We start from the raw sequence: 19,986 nt of genomic DNA on the forward strand, positions 1-19,986 counted from the left end.
TCGCACATGCGAATACATCTGCAAAAATTTCTACTGTGCTCCGATTTTGCAGCGTTGACATGGAGTTATAGGTCAAACATCCATATTCTTTCCACATCACATATATGCACTTTTCTGCATCTCAATCTTCGGGAATTTTTATAAAAGTGGAACTTATTCCGTTGGGAAATACGACGAGTGGGTGACGGCGGCCGCAACTACCATCACCCACTCGGAGCACCATCACTATGGAATTACTTGATGAATAACAAGGGGGCACAACCCCCTATTGCTACTCCGGCTTAGCCTCGCGGAACTCATCACCCGCACGCTTCTCAGCCGCATCTGGCTGTGCAAACGGAGCAGTCTCATGCGGAGCCGGAGCCGGACGACCCTGCCCAAACTGGGACTCAGGGCCCTGCGGACCCACTGCCTCCGCACCACTCGGACGGCCATAGGGTGCGCCTATGGGGCCACCCGCCATCGGCGGCATCGGCTGACCATACGGAGCACCAAAGGGAGCACCAGGTCCAGGCTGACCAGGCTGACCGAACGGGGCACCCGGGCCAGGCTGACCATACGGAGCACCATACGGAGCACCATACGGAGCACCATAGGGGGCACCATACGGAGCACCCGGGCCAGATTGACCAGGCTGACCAGGCTGACCGTAGGGAGCACCATAGGGGGCACCATACGGAGCACCCGGGCCGGGCTGACCGTAGGGAGCACCAAACGGAGGCTGCGACTGCTGACGGGCAGCGCGCTTTGCCTTCATAGCACCCATGGCGGACTTCATCTCGGAGAAATCAACAGCCTCGCCACGCCAATAGACAGCCAGTGGACCAACCCACTCCAAGGCAAGCACCACAAACAAGAAAATCGTAGTGACAGAGTAGAACGCCGGTACCACATACACCGCCGCCCCAATGGAGATGACGGTCGCCATGAGCAGCAGAACAGAACTGAGAATACGGTCCTGCGCCGCACCACGGCGCAGGTAAGCAGTGGAGTAAATGGCGAACGGCAGAAGCAGCGCCAGCAGCACCACGAAGGCAATGAACTTGCCGTTAATGTCTACACCCTGCTGGAGAGCATTGGACTCCTGAGCAGCCAGCGGACCCAGCTGGGCCAGCAGCACGCCGAACACAAAGAGAACAACGATATGCCCGAAGCGGAAGGTCTCCAGCGCAATATTGGGGTGGAGACGATGGTCCGAACGCTTAACAGGTGCATCCTGCGGTGCATCTGGGAAGAAAGAATCCTGCGGGGAGGTCATGTAGTCAACTCCTTTGATAGGCCGCCACCGAACTAGCGGCACCGTATCCTTCCATCATTCCAAGAAAGCTGGCAATGAGCACCCCTAACCACAATAATCTCGAAACGCCCTCACCTACGTGGTGAGCTATACCAGGCCATCCACGTAGGTGAGGAACAACGAGAGTAAAAACGGGTTAACGAAAAACGCGTTACCGAGACAACAGGTTAGCGGGGTTCGATAATCTCGAGGCCAATGTAGGGGCGCAGCGCCTCCGGCACCACAATGGCCCCATCCTCCTGCTGATGATTCTCCATAATGGCCACCAGCCAGCGCGTCGTCGCCAAAGTGCCATTGAGGGTAGCAGCAACCTGGGGCTTACCATTCTCATCGCGGTAACGCACATTCAGGCGGCGAGCCTGGAAGGTCGTGCAGTTCGACGTGGAGGTCAACTCGCGGTAGCAGTTCTGGCTAGGCACCCAGCCCTCACAGTCGAACTTACGGGCCGCGGACATACCCAAGTCCCCACCGGCAATATCAATAACCCGGTACGGTACCTCGACCAAGCCCAGCATTTCACGCTCCCAGCCCAGCAGACGCTGATGCTCCTCGTGCGCATCCTCCGGCCGGCAGTAGCTAAACATCTCCACCTTATTGAATTGGTGGACGCGAATAATGCCGCGGGTGTCCTTACCGTAGGAGCCGGCCTCACGGCGGAAGCAGCTGGAGTAGCCGGAGTAGCGCAGCGGACCCTCGGACAGATCAATGATCTCATCCTTGTGGTAGCCGGCCAGTGCTACCTCACTGGTCCCCACCAAGTACAGGTCATCCGTCCCCAGATGGTAGATCTCGTCGTCATGCTGCACGTTAAAGCCCGTGCCCTGCATGATCTCCGGGAGTACCAGCACAGGCGGAATCATCATGGTGAAGCCATGCTCCACCGCCTTCTTTACCGCCAACTGGGTGAGCGCCATCTCCAGCAGCGCACCCGCACCCTTCAAGAAGTAGAAGCGGGAGCCAGACACCTTCACGCCACGCTGCATGTCCAGGATGTCGCACATCTCGGCCAGCTCCAAGTGGTCGCGTACCGGGAAGGAAAACTCGGGAACCGTGCCCACTTCCTCCAGCACCACGAAGTCATCCTCGCCGCCAGCCGGGGCACCGTCCTCCACCATATTGGGAAGCAGGCGCTGCAGCTCCTCCACCTTAGCTTCGGCCTCGCGCTGCGCTACCTCCGCCTCTTTCACCTTGGCGGCCAGCCCCTTCGCTTCCGCCAGCAGGGCGGGACGGTCCTCCTGAGAGGATGCGCCGATCTTCTTGCCGAAGGTCTTTTGCTCGTTGCGGAGGGCGTCCGCGGACTGGATAGCGGCACGCCGCGATTCGTCAGCTACCAACAGATCGTCCACCAGCGCAGGGTTCTCCCCACGGGTACGCTGCGAGGTGCGGACGGCATCAGGGTTTTCACGCAAGAATTTAAGATCGATCACGCTCCTCATACTAGTACGTTTCCGCGCTTATCCCAGCTTGCTGGCGCGTACCCGGTACCCCACCCACCTGGCAGAAAAGCCCCCAACAACTACCCCTCGGCATGAAAAGCGTGCACAATGGGGGTAATGGCACGCTCACACAAGAACGGCGCCCGCGCCGATAAGCACAAGAACCGGCAGCGCACCCGCAGCCCCAGGAAGCTGCTGTCCGCTGCCGAAACCGCTGGCATGTTCGCAGACCAGCAGGGTGACGGCACTGCCGCCCCCGCCCGCTGGAGCCGCCGCCGCTGGCTCATCACCGTAGCCGCCGTGGTAGTGGGCGCCATCCTCGTCGCCCTCCTCATCAACCTCACCGTGGACAAAACCACCAGACACCCCAACAAACTGTCTGTGGCGGGGGCTGTACAGGCGGGCCCAGAATTCGCACATGCCAGCATGGGCTCCTGCCTCAACTGGAACGACAAAAACCCCGGTGACCAGATCAGCTCCCTGGAAGAAGTCCCCTGCGAGGACAACCACCGCTTTGAGGTGGCGGGCATCATCGACCTCACCATGTACCCCTCCCAGCGGTTCGGGGAAAACGCCGACCCGCTCAGCGCCGAACAGGTGGAAAGCCTCCGCCTTGGGGTGTGCCGCCCCCTCGTCGACTCCTACCTGCCGCAAGGCCTCGACCCCGCCGGGCGGTTCCGCGTCGGCCTGCTCCACCCCGACGTGGGCGCCTGGAAAAACGGCGACCGCACCCTGGTGTGTGGCATCGAGGCCACCAACACGGCCAGCCCCGAGTTCTCCGGCAAAGTGGGTAAACAGGACCAGTCTGTCAGCTGGGCTAACGGCGCGTGCGTCTATGTGAACCCGGAGCGCCGCTACGACGTCCAGGAGGTGGACTGCCGCAACCCGCACATGATGGAGATTGTGGGCACCGTGGATCTCGCCGCCACGTTCGGCGACCGCCTGCCCAGCAAGAAGGCCCAAAACGCGTATTCGGAGAAACAGTGCGTAGCGCTGGCGACCAGCTACATGGGTGGCCCCAACCAGCTACGCAATACGACGTTGACGGTGTTGTGGTCCCGTGTATCCCTCGCTGGCTGGAATGCTGGGTCTCGCAAGGTGACGTGTTCCCTGGCGAAGTCGGGGAAGAATGGGTTCGCTACCCTGGAAGGTTCCGCGAAGGGCGCCTTCACTATTGATGGGAATAAACCACGGAAGCCCAGCAAGCTGCCACCGCGTGGTAACCAGCAGCTGCCCGATATGAGCAATGACCCGTTGCTCGAGAACTCTGTCCCCGGTCTCTAAGCAGCGTCCTCGGCACCCTTCTCGGCCCGCTCCCCTCTGGGTATGCCCGCTCAGTCAGCTTCGGTGCTCATCGCACGCGGCCTCCTCAGCAGCCCTGATGTGCAGACGGCACGCTTGCTCTAGCGGGCGTTATCGAAGGTAGGGTTGACGCCCGGCGTGTTGTTCGCTTTCCCCAAGGCCGCGGACTGGAGCGGATCGTGGTAGTCGGGGTCGTCGTATTCCTCCGGCACGGTGCACACAAAGGGTGGCTCGTCGTCGCCCCAGCTCAGCACCTGCCACTCCCACCGCAGCATGTCGTCCCAGGATGGGGCGGCACCATCATCGTCTCCACTAGTAGGCATATCCGTGGTGCGGCGCGCTGGGACCAACTCGACCGTTTGTGTGTTGGTGAGGAAGTTCCAGTAGGCGTAGCGCTTGTCCACGTCTGGTACCAGCATGGTAGTAAAGATGCGGATGACGGCACCATGGCTCACTAGCAGCACATTTTTCGGGCTCCAACTGGGGGCATTAGCGTCTTCCACTGCGTCAGCGTTCTCCACTGTTGCTGTGGCCTCGGCTGTGAAACCAGCTTTGATCTCAGTTTTTGCTCCGGTTTCGCGGCCTGCCCCAATCCCAGCCCCGGCCCGATGGAGCTGCGGGAGCGCAAACTCACGGTAGAGACCCAACGCTGTCGGGGCGTAGCGGGCGAAAATCTGGCGGGCGGACTCCCCCAACGGGCCCGGCGTGGCAGTGTCCACGTCCCCCTGCAGCCAGCTGTAGTAGGTGCGCAGCCACTGCTTCATAATGTTCGGGTTGTCCTTGATGGTGGCGTTCTCCCAGTCCCCCACCTGCGTCTCGAAGATGCCGGGCACAATCCGCAGCTCCGGAAACTCTTCATCCGACAGGTTCGGGTTGGCCTCATGCATGCCCTGGAGAACCAGCCGGCCGGTTTGGCGAGCCCGCAGCGCCTCCGAGGTGGCCACCACTGCCAGACTGCGGGGGTCGGTGGCGCGCCCCCACTCTAGTGCCTGCTGCATACCCGCGGGGGTCAGGGAGGTGCCGGGGAGGTCGGTGTCGAGGATGCCCTGGACATTCGCTTCGGTTTGGCCGTGGCGGAGCAACACTAGGTGGGGGATCATAAACTTTCCTTGCTTCGGGGCGGTTGTGGGGGCGAATGACAGTTAGGCGTTGTCGCCGCGGCGCAACTGCTCTACCCACTCCAGAGAGGGCTGGAAGTCTGGGGGCATCGAGCCACCATCCCGGTAGGCGGGCCAGGAACCCAGGTAGCGGACCCATTCGGCGCGCCGGTAGAGGGCCTGCAGGGTTTCCGCCACGGCAGCATCATCGATGTGGCCGACGCAATCAATGTAGAAGTTATAGGTGCCAAACTTTTCGCGGGTAGGGCGGGACTCGATGCGGGACAGATCCACACCGCGTAAACCAAACTCGTTCATGGCATTGACCAGTGTGCCTGGCTTGTTGGGAAGGCGGAACACCACGGAAGTGCGGTCTGCGCCGGTACGCGGGGTGGGGGCGGCCGGCTTCCCCACCAGAATGAACCGGGTGTAGGCGCCCTGCACATCGGCGATGCCGGCAGCCAGACTGACCAGACCCAGGATTTCCCCGGCACGGGCGGGGGCGACGGCGGCGTCAAGGCGTCCCCGTACGACATCTTCGGCGGCGGCGGCCGTGGAGTTGGTGATGACAGTGCCCACACCTGGTAGGTAGTGTTCCGACCACTGGCGTACTTGTGCGAGGGCCACCGGGTGGGATCCGACGGTGTGAATGTCGTGAAGCTCCGTACCCTCCCTTACCAGAAGGGAAAACACCACGGGCACTTCGGTTTCTGCAAAAATCTGGAGGCGGTCTCCACGGGCTAGACTATCCAGAGTGGTGGTGACGGGCCCATCAACAAAGTTTTCGGTGGGTACCAGGGCAAAGTCGGCGGCACCATCCCGCACCATCTGTAGTGCTTCCTGCGGAGTAGCTGCCGGGATTGCCTGCTCGACCTCCTGCAGGACGGGTAGTGGCTTATCGGCAATAATTTGTCGCAGCGCTGCCTCGCTGAACGTGCCGACAGGGCCGAGGAATGAAATGCTGGTCACGTTCCCAGCTTACCCAACAGTTCTGCCCGCTAGGCGTCGATAGAGGCTTCTCCGCACACCAGAATAAATTCGCCACGTTCCGCATGCCAGCACACCAGGCCAATGACGGACTCACGGATGGTTCGCATTTGTGCGGCTTCACTTGCCCGGGAATCCAGGTTCATTGCCCCCGATACCAGTGCGCATGCTAGCGGATACTTCGGGTTGTAGGTGGAGAGCATGCGGCTCAGATCCTTGCGGTTTTTCACCATTGCACAGTGCAGATGGACACCCCCGTTAATGAAGTAGGGTAGGCCCGAGCCCTTCGCCAGGTGGTCGCTCATCATCACTGTTTGGGCGGGGAAGTGGCCCGACAGGTAGCCGAAGAGTTCCCCACGGGTGGGGATGAGGAGGGCGATAGGCAGGGTGGACTCTGACATCTCGTCTACGTCGAGCCAGGTGCATCCTTCGTCGAAGGAGCTGCGGAGGTTCTTGTCAAGGGTGGTACGGGCAACCTGAATGATGCGGGTGCCGTCCACCACAACTCCGCCTATTTCGGCGGCATCGGCCACCGCTTGCGCCACTGTACGCTCCGCAGGGCCTGTGACGATGGTCACATCTTTGTCGTCATCTGAGGTCACCTCTGACTCCACAACCCCCTGCACCGCAGCACCGCCGTCACCCCCCACAGCAACAGCCTCCTGCACCGCCCGCACCTTCCGACGATGCGACAACACTCCATACACAAACAGCAAAAGCCCTGCAACAACAAGGAAAATACCGTACAACACGTTACGAATCGTGGTGCCATCCGCAGAATGGCCCCCGAACGGCAACAACTTCGGAACAGCGAGCATCGCCACACCGAGACCGAAAAGCACCACTCCCACAAGGGACAAGAGAACGGTACGAACACTCACTTTGACAGCATTACCTGGATGATCGTTATGCGTGGGCACGTGAAAAACTCTACCTTTCGCTAATCTATAAGGCATGGATGCCACTCCCAAGGGTCGGTCTTCCCGCCGATCTCGCCGGGGTAAGAAAAACGCCTCGGAGAACACGTACGCAGCGCCGCAGCAACCCGAATACTGGGACGCCGCTGCTGGACGGTGGGTGAACCACGCCCCGAAGCCCAAAAACAGTCGCCCCAGCGGCCCTGCCCAACGCCGCGCCCGGCGCATTAACCCCACCAAAGCTGCCGACGCCCAGCCCTACCAAGGCCCGCGCCCAGACGCCGACTGGCGACCCTCCACCGCGGACGACTCCATCGGCGCCGCCTACCGCAGCAACTTCAACGTCACCCCCAGCACCCCTACCGGCGACCCCTACCCACCCGGCAGCCCCTACGTCGCTGGCGGCTACCCACCCTACGGACCCGTCCCCCCCTACGACACTGACGACAATGCCGAAGCAGGGCGGCCCGGCATCCTCACCACTCTCCGAAAAATCGGCAAGACCGTCAAGTGGATCCTCATCGCCCTCATCATCCTCGCCCTCGGCAGCGGAACCGCCGGAGCCATCACGTTCAGCACTAACGTCACCCGCATCGACGCACTCAGCGAACACATGATCGGCCGCACCAGCGGCATCAACTGGCTACTCGTCGGCTCCGACTCCCGTGCCGGCCTGTCCACCAGCAAACAGAAGAAGCTCGACACTGGCGGCGACCTGGGCTCGCAACGCACCGACACCATCATGCTCATGCACATCCCCTACGGTGGTGGGCAGCGCATACTGGTGTCTATCCCGCGCGACTCCTACGTCAACATCCCCGGCTACGGCATGGGTAAGATCAACTCCTCCTTCGCCCTCGGCGGGCCGCAACTGCTGGTGAAAACCATCGAGCAGGCTGCTGGCGTACACATAAACCACTACATGGAGATCGGCCTCGGCGGCTTTGCCGACATGACCGACGCCATTGAAGGTGTGAAAATCTGCCCCAAGTACCCCATCAACGACCCCTACGCCGGCCTCTACATTAAAGCCGGCTGCCAGGTAGCCGATGGCAAGGTGGCCCTGGGCTACGTCCGTTCCCGCCAAACCCCGCGCGGCGACCTGGACCGCGTCACCCACCAACGGGAATTCCTGGAGAGCTTCGTCAAGAAGGCCGCCGGCCCTGCCACCATACTCAACCCCTTCGACTTCTACCCCCTGATGAAGGCGGCCGGTAGCTCCCTCACTATCGACAAAAAGACCTACGTCATCAACCTGGCATGGCTACTCTTCAACCTGTTCCGCGACCACATCATGACCACCATCCCCATCGGTGACATGGTGACGAACGAGGCAGGCGCCGTGGTGCTATGGAACGACGACACCACCCAATTCTGGGGACACATCGCCCAGGGCACCGATATTCCCGACTTTCTCTTGAGCAATTAGCGAAGCAGCTGAAGTAGGCACCGCTTACTGAGCAACGAGCACGCACCGCCCCGCTGGACCGTGTGGTCTGCGGGGCGGTGCGTGTTAAGGAGTGAGATGCATGTGGAAGGGGGATTACACCTAGCGGATGGTGACTTGGCGAGAGTTGAGGAGGTTGCGAGAGTTGCGTTCTGCGGCGGTGAGAGGGTCGGTGGCGGCGAGCGCTTTCTCCATGGTGTCACCAAGGGTATCGAGGGCGGCCTGCCAGTGGTCAGCAGGTTGGGTGCGGTCGACATCGAAGACGGGGACGAGGAGACCATAGGCGCGGAACATACCGGCGTAGCGGGATCCTTCACCAAGAGTGAGTTGGTGGGCGGCGTGGAGACGGGCAAGGGCGGTGAACATGTCGTCTTCGTTTTCGGGGCGAACCCAGCGCACGTGGCCTTTTTCGCGGGTATCGACCCACCAGGCGGCACCGGTGGCGGTGTCGAGGCGGCGGGAGATCATCATGGTGTCGTTGGCGGCGCGGATGCTCTGTGCAGTTTGTGGGTCGAGGGTGCTGGTGTCGGGTACCCACCAGTTGAAGTCGTCGTAGACGTCGATCTGGGGGTGGAGATCGGCAGGCAGGTAGGTGCCAAGGGAAGGGGTGGTGTCGGTGCCGCCGGCGGTGCGGAGGACGTCGCCGGGTTGCGCCTGAAGGACCCATTGGATGGCGGCGGCGATGTCGCTGGCGGGGTAGTTGGAGGGTTGGGCAGATTGGACACCTACCATGCGGAGCCCGCCGAATTGTTCTTCGAGGCGGTGAGCGGCGACGGCGCCGGGGAGGATGGTGCAGATGCGGACAGTTTCACCGTCGATGGTGATGTCGAAGGCGGCTGAAGCGACGAACTCCCGCATGGCGATGAGGTCGCACTCAACTCCGGTGGTGTGGAAGGGGCGCGGATCGACGGCGAGGGCGGCGCGGGCGGCGGCGCGGGCGGCGAGTTTGGCCTGGCGGCGACTCATTCCAGCGGGCAGATCGGCGGTGTTCTTGTTCTTCTTAGCCATGTTCCTTAACTTACTGGGTGGTGACGGCAGTTGTCATGGTGTGGGGTGGCATTTGGGCGGTGGTTCGGGGTGGGATGGTGTAACGATTTGCTACTTCCTCCCCATAAGAAGAATGGGTAGGATTCCTGTAGGAGATTTGACCTGCCTGTGTGAGAAAGGGAGCACTACCTGTGAGTGAGCAGCCTAAGGTTACTCGCCGACATGTTCTTTTGGGCGGCGTTGCCGTAGCAGCAATGGCATTAGCCCCCAGTGTTTTTGACGATACTCCCACCGCTCACGCTATGCCGTCGAGCCGTCGCAAGTACCACTACTCTATTAATCCTGCCTCGAATGCCCACCGCTATGGTTGGTTAGAGACTCCCAGCTCGACCAGCTCTGCGGTGCCGGTGGCTATTCTTATCCATGGCGGCGCCTGGGAGTCGGAGGGTGGCCCCGCTTCAATGCGGTTCCTTTCTGAGTTCCTCTGCCAGTACGGTGTTGCCTGTTGGAATATTGAGTATCGGGCGTTAGGGTCGGGCGGCGGCTGGCCCACCACCTACGCGGATGTGTGCGATGCTATCGACCATCTGATTGCGTTAAAGCTTTCTGTCGCCCCCAAGCTGGACCTTGATCGGGTCTATATTGTGGGTCATTCGGCTGGTGCACAGTTGGGTGCGCTGGCAATGGGCCAATCCCCCCGCAAGATTGATGCGATGGGTCTCCTCATGAACACCCCGCTGCTGCGCCTCACCACAGAGTCGCTACAGTTGGCCGATCTGCGCGGTGATATTTCTCTCAAGGGAGGCAACAAGGACACCGTCCAGCACGAGCTGGTGGGGACTGGTAATTCTGCCGGCCGTGCTACCGTCGCCCCGGAGGGCCCCCGTATCCCTATTCGAGGTTTTGTGTCCCTGAATGGCGTGCTGGATGTGGTGGATTCGGCGAAGCGTTCCAAGTTCTCCAACATTCGGATGTTCCTGGGAGGCACTCCGGCGGAGGTTCCCGGCAATTATGCGGCCGCGAACCCCATTCGCCATATACCGGCCAATAAGAAGATGCTGCTGGTGCAGGGGACGCGCGACTACGTCATCCCGCAGGGGCAGGTGACGCGCTACGGGGCGGCCGCCAGCCGCTATGGGAATGCCGTCACCTACCTGACGTTGCAGGGGGCGAAGCACAATGATGTGCTGCTGCCGTGGCGCAACCCAGAAGCATACCAGGCGGTGACGAAAGCCCTCGCCCACTTCATGGGGGCAAAGAGCACCCCGAAGAAGTCGCGGCGCCTATTCGACTAGCTCTTCCAGTCGCGTAGCGGGGAGAGCAGGGACTGGTTCTTCCGCTGCACCTCATCCATGGTGGAGAGTAGGCCACTCAGTGCCTGCACCGTCTCCACCATGTGCTTACCCTGGTCCAGCATGACGCACTCTGCCCGCTGTGCCCACGCGGCGTCTGTTACTTCGGCGCGGGTCGGCTGGCCCCAGTTCGTCAACGTATCCAGAATGTCGGAACCAATAATGACGGGGATTTGCGCGGCCTCACAAAGGTTCACCACATAGCGGGGTGCCTCCACCATCTGCATAATGCCCAACTCCGCAGCCATATCTCCGCGGGCAACCATCACTCCCACCCGCTCATGCTTCATAAGCTCCAGCAGAATCTCCGGAAGATTCTGCATAGCCTCTAGAGTTTCCAGCTTCAGCACGATGCCCAGCGCGCGGCCTGAATGCTCCTCCACCCGGCACACCATCGCCAGCGCATCCTGCACATCCTGCACGGTGCGCACAAAACTGACCTCCACAATAGAGGCAAAGTCGGCCGTGGCCAGCAGCACCTGTTCATCCTCTTCCGTCACCGCCGGCAAGTTCAATTGCGTGTCAGGAAGGTTAATACCGCAGTTCTCGTAGATGGTTTGGCCGCCATCCTTCGCCTGGGTGATGCGCAGCAGCGCCTCCCCCTGCCCCAGCTCCTGCACCGTCGAGTAGAGCGCGCCGTCATTGAACAGCACCGGGTCCCCCACTTTGAGTGCCTCGAAGATGCTGGGTTCGGTGCACCCAATTTGGGCTACTTCCCCCTTGCGTGGCGGATCGACCGGGGTGAGATCGGCGGTCAGTAACAGCTCGTCGCCCCGTTCTAGGTGCACGCCACGGCGCAGCGGGGGAATACCGCGCACGCGGGTACGCTCGAAATTGGCCTCCAGCATGGCGTGGTTACGGATCCAGGTGGAGCGGTCACCCTGTAGCAGGGCACCGTCATAATGCTTCATCATCACCAGGAAGGTACGCTGCACTCCGCGGTTGTCGGCGGTGCGAACTTTCATACCCAGTTCAAGGTGATCGAACCAGTCGTTTTCCACCATCATGCGTAGTGGGCGCGTACCCTCCAGCTCCGGCGGCTCCGGCAGGTTCCCCTCCAGGTATTCGGGCACCACCCAGAGGCGGGACGGATAGCGCATTTCGCCGTCGTCATAGCGCACTACTGTGGAGGAGCCTACGCGGGGACCATCCGCCACCGGTCCGGTCAGAATCTTGGGGCCCGGTAGATCCACTGCAATAGGGATGGTGCGGTGCAGATGCAGGGCGGTCTCGCGGATATTGACCGCCATCTGCTCCCACATTTGCGCGTTGTCGTACACGAGGTTAATGCGGGCTATTTCAGCGCCCGCCCCCAGCAGGTTCTCCATCACCTCAGGATCGTCGGCGGCCTTACGGGGGACGGACACCATGATGCGGGTGGACCGGGGCCCACAGGGTACCCCCATCATGTCGTCGGAGTTGACGGACAACCGCTTTTCTGCCGCGTTCAGTGCTTCTTCCACTGCTGCCATCCGCTCCAAGATGGCGTCCTGGGACTCGTCACCAATAAGGGCGGAGACGAGGCTACGGGCGGCCGTGATCTTGGCGCGCACATCCAGTTCAGGGAACTGTAGGGAGGGGGCGCCCAGGGCGGTGAGCTCACGTTGGAGGTCGCGTCGGTCGGTGGAGCGGAGTGCCAGGTAGGCCACTAGGTTTTCGGCTCCGCTGCGGTAACTGTCGTGGACAGCGGTGATATCGTCCTGGCGTTGCGCAACAGCCTCGTCAATTTCGGTGACAAGGGCGTCGAGGGCGGAGCGAATATCGTTCAAACAAGCTGACATGGGCAGGATCTTCCTGATGACGAGTGTCCCTAAATTTCGAGGTGCACACTGCCACCCCACGCTTACGGCAGCGCGTGAACAGTGCACGAGCCTCACGCCCTAATCTAGTGGGGGCAATGCGGCCGTGTTGCCGAATGTGACGCCGTTCTCTAAATGTTCAACCAACGGAAAAGTTAACCCGTATTCCCGTAGGTAGCCGGGAAATGTCTAATAGACTAAGCACAGCAGAATCCCCGAAAAAATCCCACGAAGGGACTGCCATGCGACGTTTCACTACTTCTCTGGTTGCCATCGTTGCGGCTGCCACCCTGGGTCTCTGCGGCACCAACCTGGCCGTCGCCGCACCCCAAACCCCCATCCCGGACTACACCCCCGCCAAGACGGGCCCCGCCAACAAGGACGGTATCCCCCGCAACGGTGACGGCCCCGCCACCAGTTTCTTCCCCCACGCCAACTTCTACTCCATCTTCAACCCGGGGACGAACCCGCAGGGCGCCAACGACTTCTCCTGCACACCGAAGCCCGGCCAGCTGCCCCTCATCCTCCTCACCGGCACCGGCGAGGACGCCTACAAAGTGTGGGGTGAATGGGCTCCCAAGTTCAAGGCTCTAGGCTATTGCGTCTTCACCCCTAACCTCAACAATGCAGAGGGTGTGGAGTCGCAGGTCTTCACCGGGGACATCATCGGTTCCGCGGAGGCCTTCGCCACGTATGTACAGATGGTTCTGAAGGCTACCGGCGCCAAGAAGGTGGACGTCATTGGCCACTCGCAGGGTGCTGGCATGCTGCCGCTGGCCTACATCAAGTGGTTCGACGGCAATAAGTACATGAACAAGCTCATTGGCCTGTGTCCCGGTAACCACGGCACTAGCGGAGGGGGTTACTACCAGACTGGTCTGGGGGAAAAGGTGGACCCACTCCTCAAAAAGAAGAACATGCAGGGTTGGACCATGCAGTTCAACGGCAATGCTTTCGTCGAGCAGCTGGACGCCAACAATATTGACTTCGGCGACACTCAGTACATCGTGGTGATGACCAAGTATGATGGGATCATTACCCCTTACACCTCCGGAATCATCACGAATCCGAAGGTGAAGCACGTTGTTATGCAAGATATTTGCGCCAATGACTACTCAGATCACATTGCCTTCACCTACAACCCGAACGCCTACCAGGTATCCGTTAACCTGATGAAAGATCGCCCGGCGAACTACCAGGTGAAGTGCGAACTGGTGGTGCCACTCATCGAGTGATGACGTCCCCCCACACCTTCTGCTGAAAACTTCCGAATACCCCGCTGGGCCCCCACATCCGGCGGGGTATTCTTAATGTCAGAAAATGCCGCTAGCTCGCGTCAGCCCCACTGACCCCCACCCCAAGGAGCAGGATGGCCTCCCTCGACCCAGTCGATAAAGCCCTCATCATTAAGCGCCTCAAGCGCGCCCAAGGACAGATGGGCGGTATCATCCGCATGCTGGAAGAAGAACGGGCTTGCCGTGATGTCGTCACCCAGCTGGCCGCCGTCTCTAAAGCCATCGACCGGGCCGGCTTCGCCCTCATTGCCAGCGGTCTGAAAGCCTGTGCCAGCGCCGAATCCGCAGCAGCGGCTACCAGTACAGATAGTGACGGCCCCAACAGTGGCCTCAGTGATAGTTCCAGCGCCACCGTCACCGCCTCCCAACAACCCTGCCTCACCGTCGCCGAGCTCGAAAAACTCTTCCTCTCCCTCGCCTAACCTCTCTCATTGTGCCCACTCCCTTCACTCTCCAGGACCCCCTATGAGCGACTCCAGCATCAACCGCCTCAGCATGGCGAAAGCTGAAGGAAATCGCCTCCGCCGTCCTCGCCGCCCGCGAAGGCGACACCCACGCCGACGATGATGCAGCCGGGGCCGACACTGGTGTGAAGAAATCCGTGTTCGATCGCATCCTGGGGCTGTAGCAGCCGCCGTACTCCGCCCTTCTACCTCGACGCTGTTTGCCACCTGTTATAGCGGTATTTCTTTTAATCTGCTGCTATTTTTCACAAAAGCTGTTGGAATAGGAGAGTCAGCATTTGTGTTGATACCCATAGATGCACAAGTGCACACATCAATAACACGAGAGGTTATCCCATGGCACAGAAGTACGTTCTGCCCGAACTTGACTACGAGTACAGCGCCCTGGAGCCGTTCATCTCCGGCGAAATCATGGAGCTCCACCACGCTAAGCACCACGCTGGCTATGTTTCCGGCGCCAACGCCGCCCTCGAGGCTCTTGACGAAGCCCGCAAGGCCGGCACCGCGGAGGACAAGGTCGCCACGATCTCCAAAAACCTCGCCTTCAACCTCGGTGGACACATCAACCACTCCCTTTTCTGGAAGAACCTGGCCCCTCAACAGGATGCCCGCCCCGAAGGCGAGCTAGCCGCCGCTATAGATGAGGAGTTCGGCTCCTTCGAGCAGTTCCAGAAGGAATTCGGCGCTTCCGCCACCAGCATCCAGGGTTCCGGCTGGGCCGTCCTCGCCTGGGATATGCTCTCCCAACGCCTGGTGATCCTGCAGGTCACCAACGGCCACCAGGACAACCACGCTCTCACCCTCATCCCGCTGCTTCTCCTCGACATGTGGGAGCACGCCTTCTACCTCCAGTACAAGAACGTTAAGGCTGACTACGTGAAGGCCTTCTGGAACGTCATCAACTGGGAAGAAGTGCAGAAGCGTTTCGCTGGCACTGCCAAGCACTGGGCTGCCTGACTAGCCCGCGAGGTGCCGCCGCGACTTTCCCGCAATCCCGGCTAAACCTCTTCCCCCCTAACGGTTTTCGCATCACCCCATCTGGGCGAGCCCATCCCGGGTCTCCCTAGATGGGGTGACGTGTCTCCGGCGGATTTGCCAACAGATCCTCCACTGACGGCAAATCCTCTCGCCACTCCCCCGCACTCAGCCACTCGCGCACCGCCAACGTCGCCCGCACATCATCCTCGTTATAGGCCAGAATGCGAGCCCGCGCCTGCTGCGCCATCGCTTTCACCTCCGCACTCCCCTGCCGGGCACCCGGCCGCACCGCCTGCGCATGCCAGGCAATAGACGCTTCCCCACTCGGCTCCTCATCCCGCCACTGGAACCCCGCTACCGGTGCCACCTTCTTCAACCCCAGCCCGTGCACTCCCACGAACTGTCGCTCCACCAGCCGAAACACATCTACCCAGTGGGGGCCATCCAGCAGTTCCCGCACCTCCGCCTCCGGTGGCATCGCCGTGTAGTCGGCAAACGTCCGCACATTCGACAGCATCCACTGCCGCTCCCCCGCCTGCGCATAGCAGTACACCAGGCAGGAGAGTCCCTCCTCCGTCGCCCGCCGCCGCAGCCGCGACACCCACTGCCACATCCGCACAAAACACTCAGCGGTACTCCGGTTCGGTAGCTTGCGCCACGTCACATACGGCCGGTAGCCCGGCACGGCAGCATCCCCCTCCACCGCCATCGCCTGCGCCGCCTCCTCGCTGGTATACGTCAACAGTGCGCCCCACAGGTAGGCGCCGTCATCCAACACACTCTCCATATCAATGTCGATCTCCACATCGGCGCGTGGCACCTCCACCATGTCTTCCTTGCGGACCACCGCGAACCCCCCCAAGCTGGCACGCGCCAACGCCACCGCCGTCTCGAAAGAGCCCCCTGGCCAATGCTCCGGCTGCACCACATCCGGGGCAGCTAACTGCGCAACGGTGTGAATATTCTCCGCAGCCAACGCCTCCGCCTGCGCCGCCGAGACCACTAGGCTCACGTCATCACGGACCGTGAGGTCCCGCCGGCACAACGTATCCCACCAGCCACAATTGTGGCATTCGGAACGACGTCGGGAACGAGTGGGCAACTGGCGCAGCGTCTCCCGTGCCGTCAGCGACTCCACATCTTCGTCCGCCAGTTCGTCATCCAGCTCCTCCATCAGCTCTTCCCGCAGCTCAAACTGGGCGGTGTAGTTCGGGAGGGACTCCTCCAACCAGTGCACAATGGCACACTGGCCGCGCATATCAATAACCCCACCCTGCCCCGTGGAGGGAATACCATGCGCCTGCATGAGCAGCCACAGGTGAGTGAGCCGCAGCTGGTCCCGTGTATGGTGACGGAGCCGCAACTCCGGCCGTGGCTGGGGGTCCCAACCGTCCAAACCGGATGCGTGGGGGATGAGCGAAGGGCGGGAGAGATTTTCCACCGGAATGTGGGGTGGGCGTGGTGCGGTCGACGCACGCACATCATAGGTTTTGTGGTTGACCGTGATGACCGGCGTGTACAGTTCCCCGTCAGCCCCGAGCATAAGGATGCAGCTGACGCCCGCCCGACCGGTCTGCGGGTCATCCGGCAAATAGGCGCCGCAGATCACGGGGGTGTGCTGGGCAATAGCCTTCTGCGTGGCCTCCCACGCCGCGGACTCGTCAGTGGGTAGGAGTGCGGCACCGAAGTCCTCCGCAAGGCGCAGATAGATGTGTTCCATGCGGTTTCGGCTAGCCCGCTCACGATGCTCTACCCCAATGGGTCTCGTAGGCTCCGGCAGGATAGGGGTGGAGGAGCCGAGACGGTCGAGCAAGAAGCGGTGGTCGCAGCCGAAGAGATCGTCGGCCGCAATGGGGTCTGCTGCGATGGGGTTGCTGTCCATGCCACGTCCTTTCCTCTCCGGCCTTGTGACAAGGGCGCTCCCCAGAGAACACATAATGCTGCTTTTAGTCTAAACAATGCGGTCGCACCGGTGGATAGTGCACTGGAGAGTTTTTGCTATGAGAGAGAATTCGCGTATTCGGCACCGATAGCGTCCCGATTAACTGCAGGTTTTCCGCACTGAAAGTAGACTGCACAGTAACTGCATCTCATCTCTAAAGCGCAGGTGGCTCCATCCTGCGTGCAGAGAAAGAGGAAGGTAAAACACTATGTTTGGTAAGAAATCCCCCGAAGAAAAGGCCGCTAAGCAGGCCGACAAGGCTGCTAAGCAGGCCGACAAGCTGCAGGCCAAGCTCCAGAAGAAGGCAGAAAAGAAACTCGCCAAGGCGCAAAAGAAGGCCGACAAGAAGGCGCTGAAGGACACCAAGAAGGGGAAGAACAGCAAAGCGTCCACGTCGCTGCTGAAGCAGCTGAAGGGCCACTCCAACAAGGCTGCCAAGGTGGGTACCACCCTGGCGCCGAGCCTCCTCCCCATCGTCTACACCGCTGTTGGTCTGGCCGCGACCTACCTTAAGGGCCGCGACTAGCAACCCGCTGACAACAGTGGAAGAGCCGCCCGGGAACAGGTCAACCGGGCGGCTCTTCACTTGTGTTTGATAGTTCATCCCGGACTATCAAAACCCATGACAGCCAACAACTGGCACTCCCTTACCAGCAGCTGCTGATAACCCATGGGCGTCTATGAGGCGACGTGTCCACTCCTGTACGTAGTGGACACGTCAACCAACCAGATTCCCCGGAGGTTGGCGCGGTGCCCCTCCGAGGAAGGGGTGGGGACTTTAGGTGTTGATGATGTGGGCGACGATCGGGAGGATCTTGCCGTTCCAGATCTTGAAGGGGATGAAACCGGGGCCACCCATGGAGACCAGGCGCTGCGTGGCAACTGTGGTGCTCTCGGTGTACTTGAGGATGCCGTCCTTGCTGTGGCGGCGTCCCACACCGGACTCCTTGTAGCCACCCATCGGGGCGTGTACGGAAGCCCAGCCGGGGCCGTAGCCCTCGTTCACCGACACGGTGCCGGTATTGAGCTGGCGGGCGATCTCCTCACCGTCGTGGTAGGTCTTGCCCCAGACGGAAGAGTTCAGGCCGTAGTTGGTGTCGTTGGCGCGCTCGATGGCTTCCTCAATGGAGTCCACCGGGTACACCGAGACCAGCGGGCCGAAGGTTTCCTTGGTGCGGCAGAGGGCATCCTCCGGTACATCAATGAGGATGGTGGGCTGGATGTAGAGCGGGCCCACCTCGGGCAGGCGCTTGCCGCCCCAGAAGATCGTGGCGCCCTTGTCTACCGCATCCTTGATGTGGCCTTCAATGGTGTCCATCTGCTGCTGGGAGATAATGGAGCCGTATTCGGTGGCGTAGTCGTAGTTCGCGGCGATGACCAGCTTGTCCAGACGCTCCTTGAGGGCTTTGAGGAAGTCCTGGTAGATGTCACGCTCCACGTAGACGCGCTCAATGGAGATGCAGAGCTGGCCGGAGTTGGAGAACATGCCGCGCATGGAGACCTCAGCGCAGTTCTTCAGGTCGGCACCCTTCTGGACGATCATGGCGTTCTTGCCGCCGAGCTCGGCGGAGTAGTTCACCAGGCGACGGCCAGTCTGCTCGCCCAGCAGCTTGCCGGTCTTGGTGGAACCGGTAAACATGAGGTAGTCGCAATTATTGGCCAGAACGTTACCAACGACGGAGCCGCGACCAGTGACAACCTGGAAAACATCGCGAGGAACACCAGCCTGGTAAAGGAGCTTAGCGCAGCGAAGCGCTGAATAGGGAGTTTGTGAATCTGGTTTCAAAACGATGGTGTTACCAGCAATCATGGCGGGTATAGCATCGGAAATAGCGAGGTTGAAGGGGTAGTTCCAGGGGGCAACAACGCCTACCACGCCTTTTGGCTTGCGGTAGACAACAGTCTTGGTGACGACAGGGAGCATCCCAGGTACTCGCTTCGGCTTTAACATGGCAGGGCCATGGTTGCTGTAGTAGCGAGCATTGATGGAGACGTCCATGATCTCTTCTAATGCAGCGGCACGAGCTTTGCCGGTTTCACACTGGATAATGTCAGCGGACTCTTCACGTCCCCCCAAAATGAGCTGGTGGTAGCGGCGGAAGATCTTGGCGCGTTCCTTCACGGGAACCTGCGCCCACGCCTTTTGAGCTTTGCGGGCGCGTTCGACGGCAGCCAGTGTGTCTTCTTCGGTAGCACACGGCATATGACCAATAACGTCACCAGTAAAGTTCTCGGTGATCTCTGCGGTCTCGCGGCAGTTGTGATCCTTTTGATAGTCAGGGATGGCAACGAGGGTTTCCAGTTCGCGGAAGACAGAGGAAAGTGGGCGTCCGGGCATGAGTAACAGTCCTTTACGAGTAGTTGGACGGGTTTCTCGGAGCGGAACCAGCCGAAGAAATAGCGCTGCGGGGAAACTGCTGCGGGCGGGAGAGGATCCTCCTGAGAGGATGGTTCTCCGGGGAAGCCAATCCTCTGGGGTGGACAGTCTTCCGGGGGGAAGACCGTCCGCCGGGGAAAGCCTGAAGCCCACAATAGTTCCGTTGTGCTAGCCAGGGAGTCGCCTGGTTCGTTCCTGTGCCCTATATTGTGTAACGAGCATCACACAGATGTGGGTCATTGCTAGGAAAATCACACTCAGCTAATTTTGGACTAGCTTACCTGGGAAAACACTAGAAACTAATTGCCA

At 60.7% G+C, this 19,986-nt stretch carries 16 protein-coding genes; 7 read left to right on the forward strand and 9 right to left on the reverse strand.

From position 1 onward, the window contains the following. Positions 1-271 precede the first annotated feature (271 nt). Both IY73_RS04005 and serS read right to left on the reverse strand, forming a co-directional pair. A complete protein-coding gene (locus IY73_RS04005; RefSeq protein ID WP_053978880.1) occupies positions 272-1,258 on the reverse strand; it encodes a hypothetical protein in 987 nt (328 codons plus the stop codon). Between the two features lie 206 nt (positions 1,259-1,464). Further along, positions 1,465-2,724 (reverse strand): serine--tRNA ligase, encoded by a 1,260-nt coding sequence (serS, locus tag IY73_RS04010; protein ID WP_053978881.1) that lies wholly within the window; start codon positions 2,722-2,724, stop codon positions 1,465-1,467. Positions 2,725-2,850: 126 nt separating this feature from the next. Here serS and IY73_RS04015 point away from each other — a divergent pair, with 126 nt between their 5' ends. Continuing rightward, complete coding sequence (locus IY73_RS04015) at positions 2,851-4,017, forward strand: septum formation family protein (protein ID WP_053961967.1); 1,167 nt, start codon at positions 2,851-2,853, stop codon at positions 4,015-4,017. Between the two features lie 119 nt (positions 4,018-4,136). Here IY73_RS04015 and IY73_RS04020 read toward each other — a convergent pair whose 3' ends face one another. The 3 genes from IY73_RS04020 to IY73_RS04030 are packed head-to-tail and all read right to left on the reverse strand — an operon-like array spanning position 4,137 to position 7,039. Beyond that, a complete protein-coding gene (locus IY73_RS04020) occupies positions 4,137-5,135 on the reverse strand; it encodes a histidine phosphatase family protein (RefSeq protein WP_053961968.1) in 999 nt (332 codons plus the stop codon). A gap of 42 nt (positions 5,136-5,177) precedes the next feature. After that, the gene (gene pheA / locus IY73_RS04025; protein ID WP_053961969.1) at positions 5,178-6,101 is read right to left on the reverse strand and encodes a prephenate dehydratase; all 924 of its coding nucleotides are present in this window, start codon (positions 6,099-6,101) and stop codon (positions 5,178-5,180) included. 29 nt (positions 6,102-6,130) lie between these two features. Beyond that, positions 6,131-7,039 (reverse strand): hypothetical protein, encoded by a 909-nt coding sequence (locus IY73_RS04030; protein ID WP_053978882.1) that lies wholly within the window; start codon positions 7,037-7,039, stop codon positions 6,131-6,133. 34 nt (positions 7,040-7,073) lie between these two features. On the opposite strand from IY73_RS04030, the gene IY73_RS08575 reads away from it, so the two are divergent. Further along, on the forward strand, positions 7,074-8,465 hold the full coding sequence (locus IY73_RS08575) for an LCP family protein (RefSeq protein WP_053978883.1): 1,392 nt from the start codon (positions 7,074-7,076) through the stop codon (positions 8,463-8,465). A gap of 120 nt (positions 8,466-8,585) precedes the next feature. Here IY73_RS08575 and IY73_RS08255 read toward each other — a convergent pair whose 3' ends face one another. Next, positions 8,586-9,491: a DUF5926 family protein gene (locus tag IY73_RS08255; RefSeq protein WP_053978884.1), complete on the reverse strand. Its 906-nt coding sequence runs from the start codon at positions 9,489-9,491 to the stop codon at positions 8,586-8,588. A gap of 170 nt (positions 9,492-9,661) precedes the next feature. Here IY73_RS08255 and IY73_RS04045 point away from each other — a divergent pair, with 170 nt between their 5' ends. Further along, positions 9,662-10,765 (forward strand): alpha/beta hydrolase family protein, encoded by a 1,104-nt coding sequence (locus tag IY73_RS04045; protein ID WP_053978885.1) that lies wholly within the window; start codon positions 9,662-9,664, stop codon positions 10,763-10,765. Here the strand turns inward: IY73_RS04045 and IY73_RS04050 are convergent. Beyond that, complete coding sequence (locus IY73_RS04050) at positions 10,762-12,603, reverse strand: pyruvate kinase (protein ID WP_053978886.1); 1,842 nt, start codon at positions 12,601-12,603, stop codon at positions 10,762-10,764. The genes IY73_RS04045 and IY73_RS04050 overlap by 4 nt on opposite strands. 260 nt (positions 12,604-12,863) lie before the next feature. On the opposite strand from IY73_RS04050, the gene IY73_RS08760 reads away from it, so the two are divergent. From IY73_RS08760 to IY73_RS04065, 3 genes are all read left to right on the forward strand, one after another. Then, a complete protein-coding gene (locus IY73_RS08760) occupies positions 12,864-13,856 on the forward strand; it encodes an esterase/lipase family protein (RefSeq protein ID WP_053978887.1) in 993 nt (330 codons plus the stop codon). Positions 13,857-13,990: 134 nt separating this feature from the next. Continuing rightward, the gene (locus tag IY73_RS08765; RefSeq protein ID WP_063665752.1) at positions 13,991-14,338 is read left to right on the forward strand and encodes a metal-sensitive transcriptional regulator; all 348 of its coding nucleotides are present in this window, start codon (positions 13,991-13,993) and stop codon (positions 14,336-14,338) included. Positions 14,339-14,716: 378 nt separating this feature from the next. Beyond that, positions 14,717-15,337 (forward strand): superoxide dismutase, encoded by a 621-nt coding sequence (locus IY73_RS04065; RefSeq protein ID WP_053978888.1) that lies wholly within the window; start codon positions 14,717-14,719, stop codon positions 15,335-15,337. A 106-nt stretch (positions 15,338-15,443) separates the two neighbouring features. Here the strand turns inward: IY73_RS04065 and IY73_RS04070 are convergent, their stop codons facing one another. Then, complete coding sequence (locus IY73_RS04070) at positions 15,444-17,240, reverse strand: TM0106 family RecB-like putative nuclease (RefSeq protein WP_053961977.1); 1,797 nt, start codon at positions 17,238-17,240, stop codon at positions 15,444-15,446. Between the two features lie 268 nt (positions 17,241-17,508). Here IY73_RS04070 and IY73_RS04075 point away from each other — a divergent pair, with 268 nt between their 5' ends. After that, entirely contained in the window at positions 17,509-17,826 is a 318-nt protein-coding gene (locus tag IY73_RS04075; protein ID WP_053978889.1) for a DUF6474 family protein, read from the forward strand. 252 nt (positions 17,827-18,078) lie between these two features. Here the strand turns inward: IY73_RS04075 and IY73_RS04080 are convergent, their stop codons facing one another. Then, entirely contained in the window at positions 18,079-19,638 is a 1,560-nt protein-coding gene (locus IY73_RS04080; RefSeq protein ID WP_053978890.1) for a succinic semialdehyde dehydrogenase, read from the reverse strand. Between the last annotated feature and the right edge of the window lie 348 nt (positions 19,639-19,986).

It is taken from the genome of Lawsonella clevelandensis (assembly GCF_001293125.1).
GTDB classification, from domain to species: domain Bacteria; phylum Actinomycetota; class Actinomycetes; order Mycobacteriales; family Mycobacteriaceae; genus Lawsonella; species Lawsonella clevelandensis.

Coding starts and splice junctions, on each gene's coding strand:
- IY73_RS04080 (WP_053978890.1), bottom strand. CDS start 19,638: ATGCCCGGACGCCCACTTTCCTCTGTCTTCCGCGAACTGGAAACCCTC.
- IY73_RS08760 (WP_053978887.1), top strand. CDS start 12,864: ATGCGACGTTTCACTACTTCTCTGGTTGCCATCGTTGCGGCTGCCACC.
- IY73_RS04075 (WP_053978889.1), top strand. CDS start 17,509: ATGTTTGGTAAGAAATCCCCCGAAGAAAAGGCCGCTAAGCAGGCCGAC.
- IY73_RS04050 (WP_053978886.1), bottom strand. CDS start 12,603: ATGTCAGCTTGTTTGAACGATATTCGCTCCGCCCTCGACGCCCTTGTC.
- IY73_RS04070 (WP_053961977.1), bottom strand. CDS start 17,240: ATGGACAGCAACCCCATCGCAGCAGACCCCATTGCGGCCGACGATCTC.
- IY73_RS08255 (WP_053978884.1), bottom strand. CDS start 9,491: ATGGCTAAGAAGAACAAGAACACCGCCGATCTGCCCGCTGGAATGAGT.
- IY73_RS08765 (WP_063665752.1), top strand. CDS start 13,991: ATGGCCTCCCTCGACCCAGTCGATAAAGCCCTCATCATTAAGCGCCTC.
- IY73_RS04005 (WP_053978880.1), bottom strand. CDS start 1,258: ATGACCTCCCCGCAGGATTCTTTCTTCCCAGATGCACCGCAGGATGCA.
- IY73_RS04020 (WP_053961968.1), bottom strand. CDS start 5,135: ATGATCCCCCACCTAGTGTTGCTCCGCCACGGCCAAACCGAAGCGAAT.
- IY73_RS04065 (WP_053978888.1), top strand. CDS start 14,717: ATGGCACAGAAGTACGTTCTGCCCGAACTTGACTACGAGTACAGCGCC.
- IY73_RS04015 (WP_053961967.1), top strand. CDS start 2,851: ATGGCACGCTCACACAAGAACGGCGCCCGCGCCGATAAGCACAAGAAC.
- IY73_RS08575 (WP_053978883.1), top strand. CDS start 7,074: ATGGATGCCACTCCCAAGGGTCGGTCTTCCCGCCGATCTCGCCGGGGT.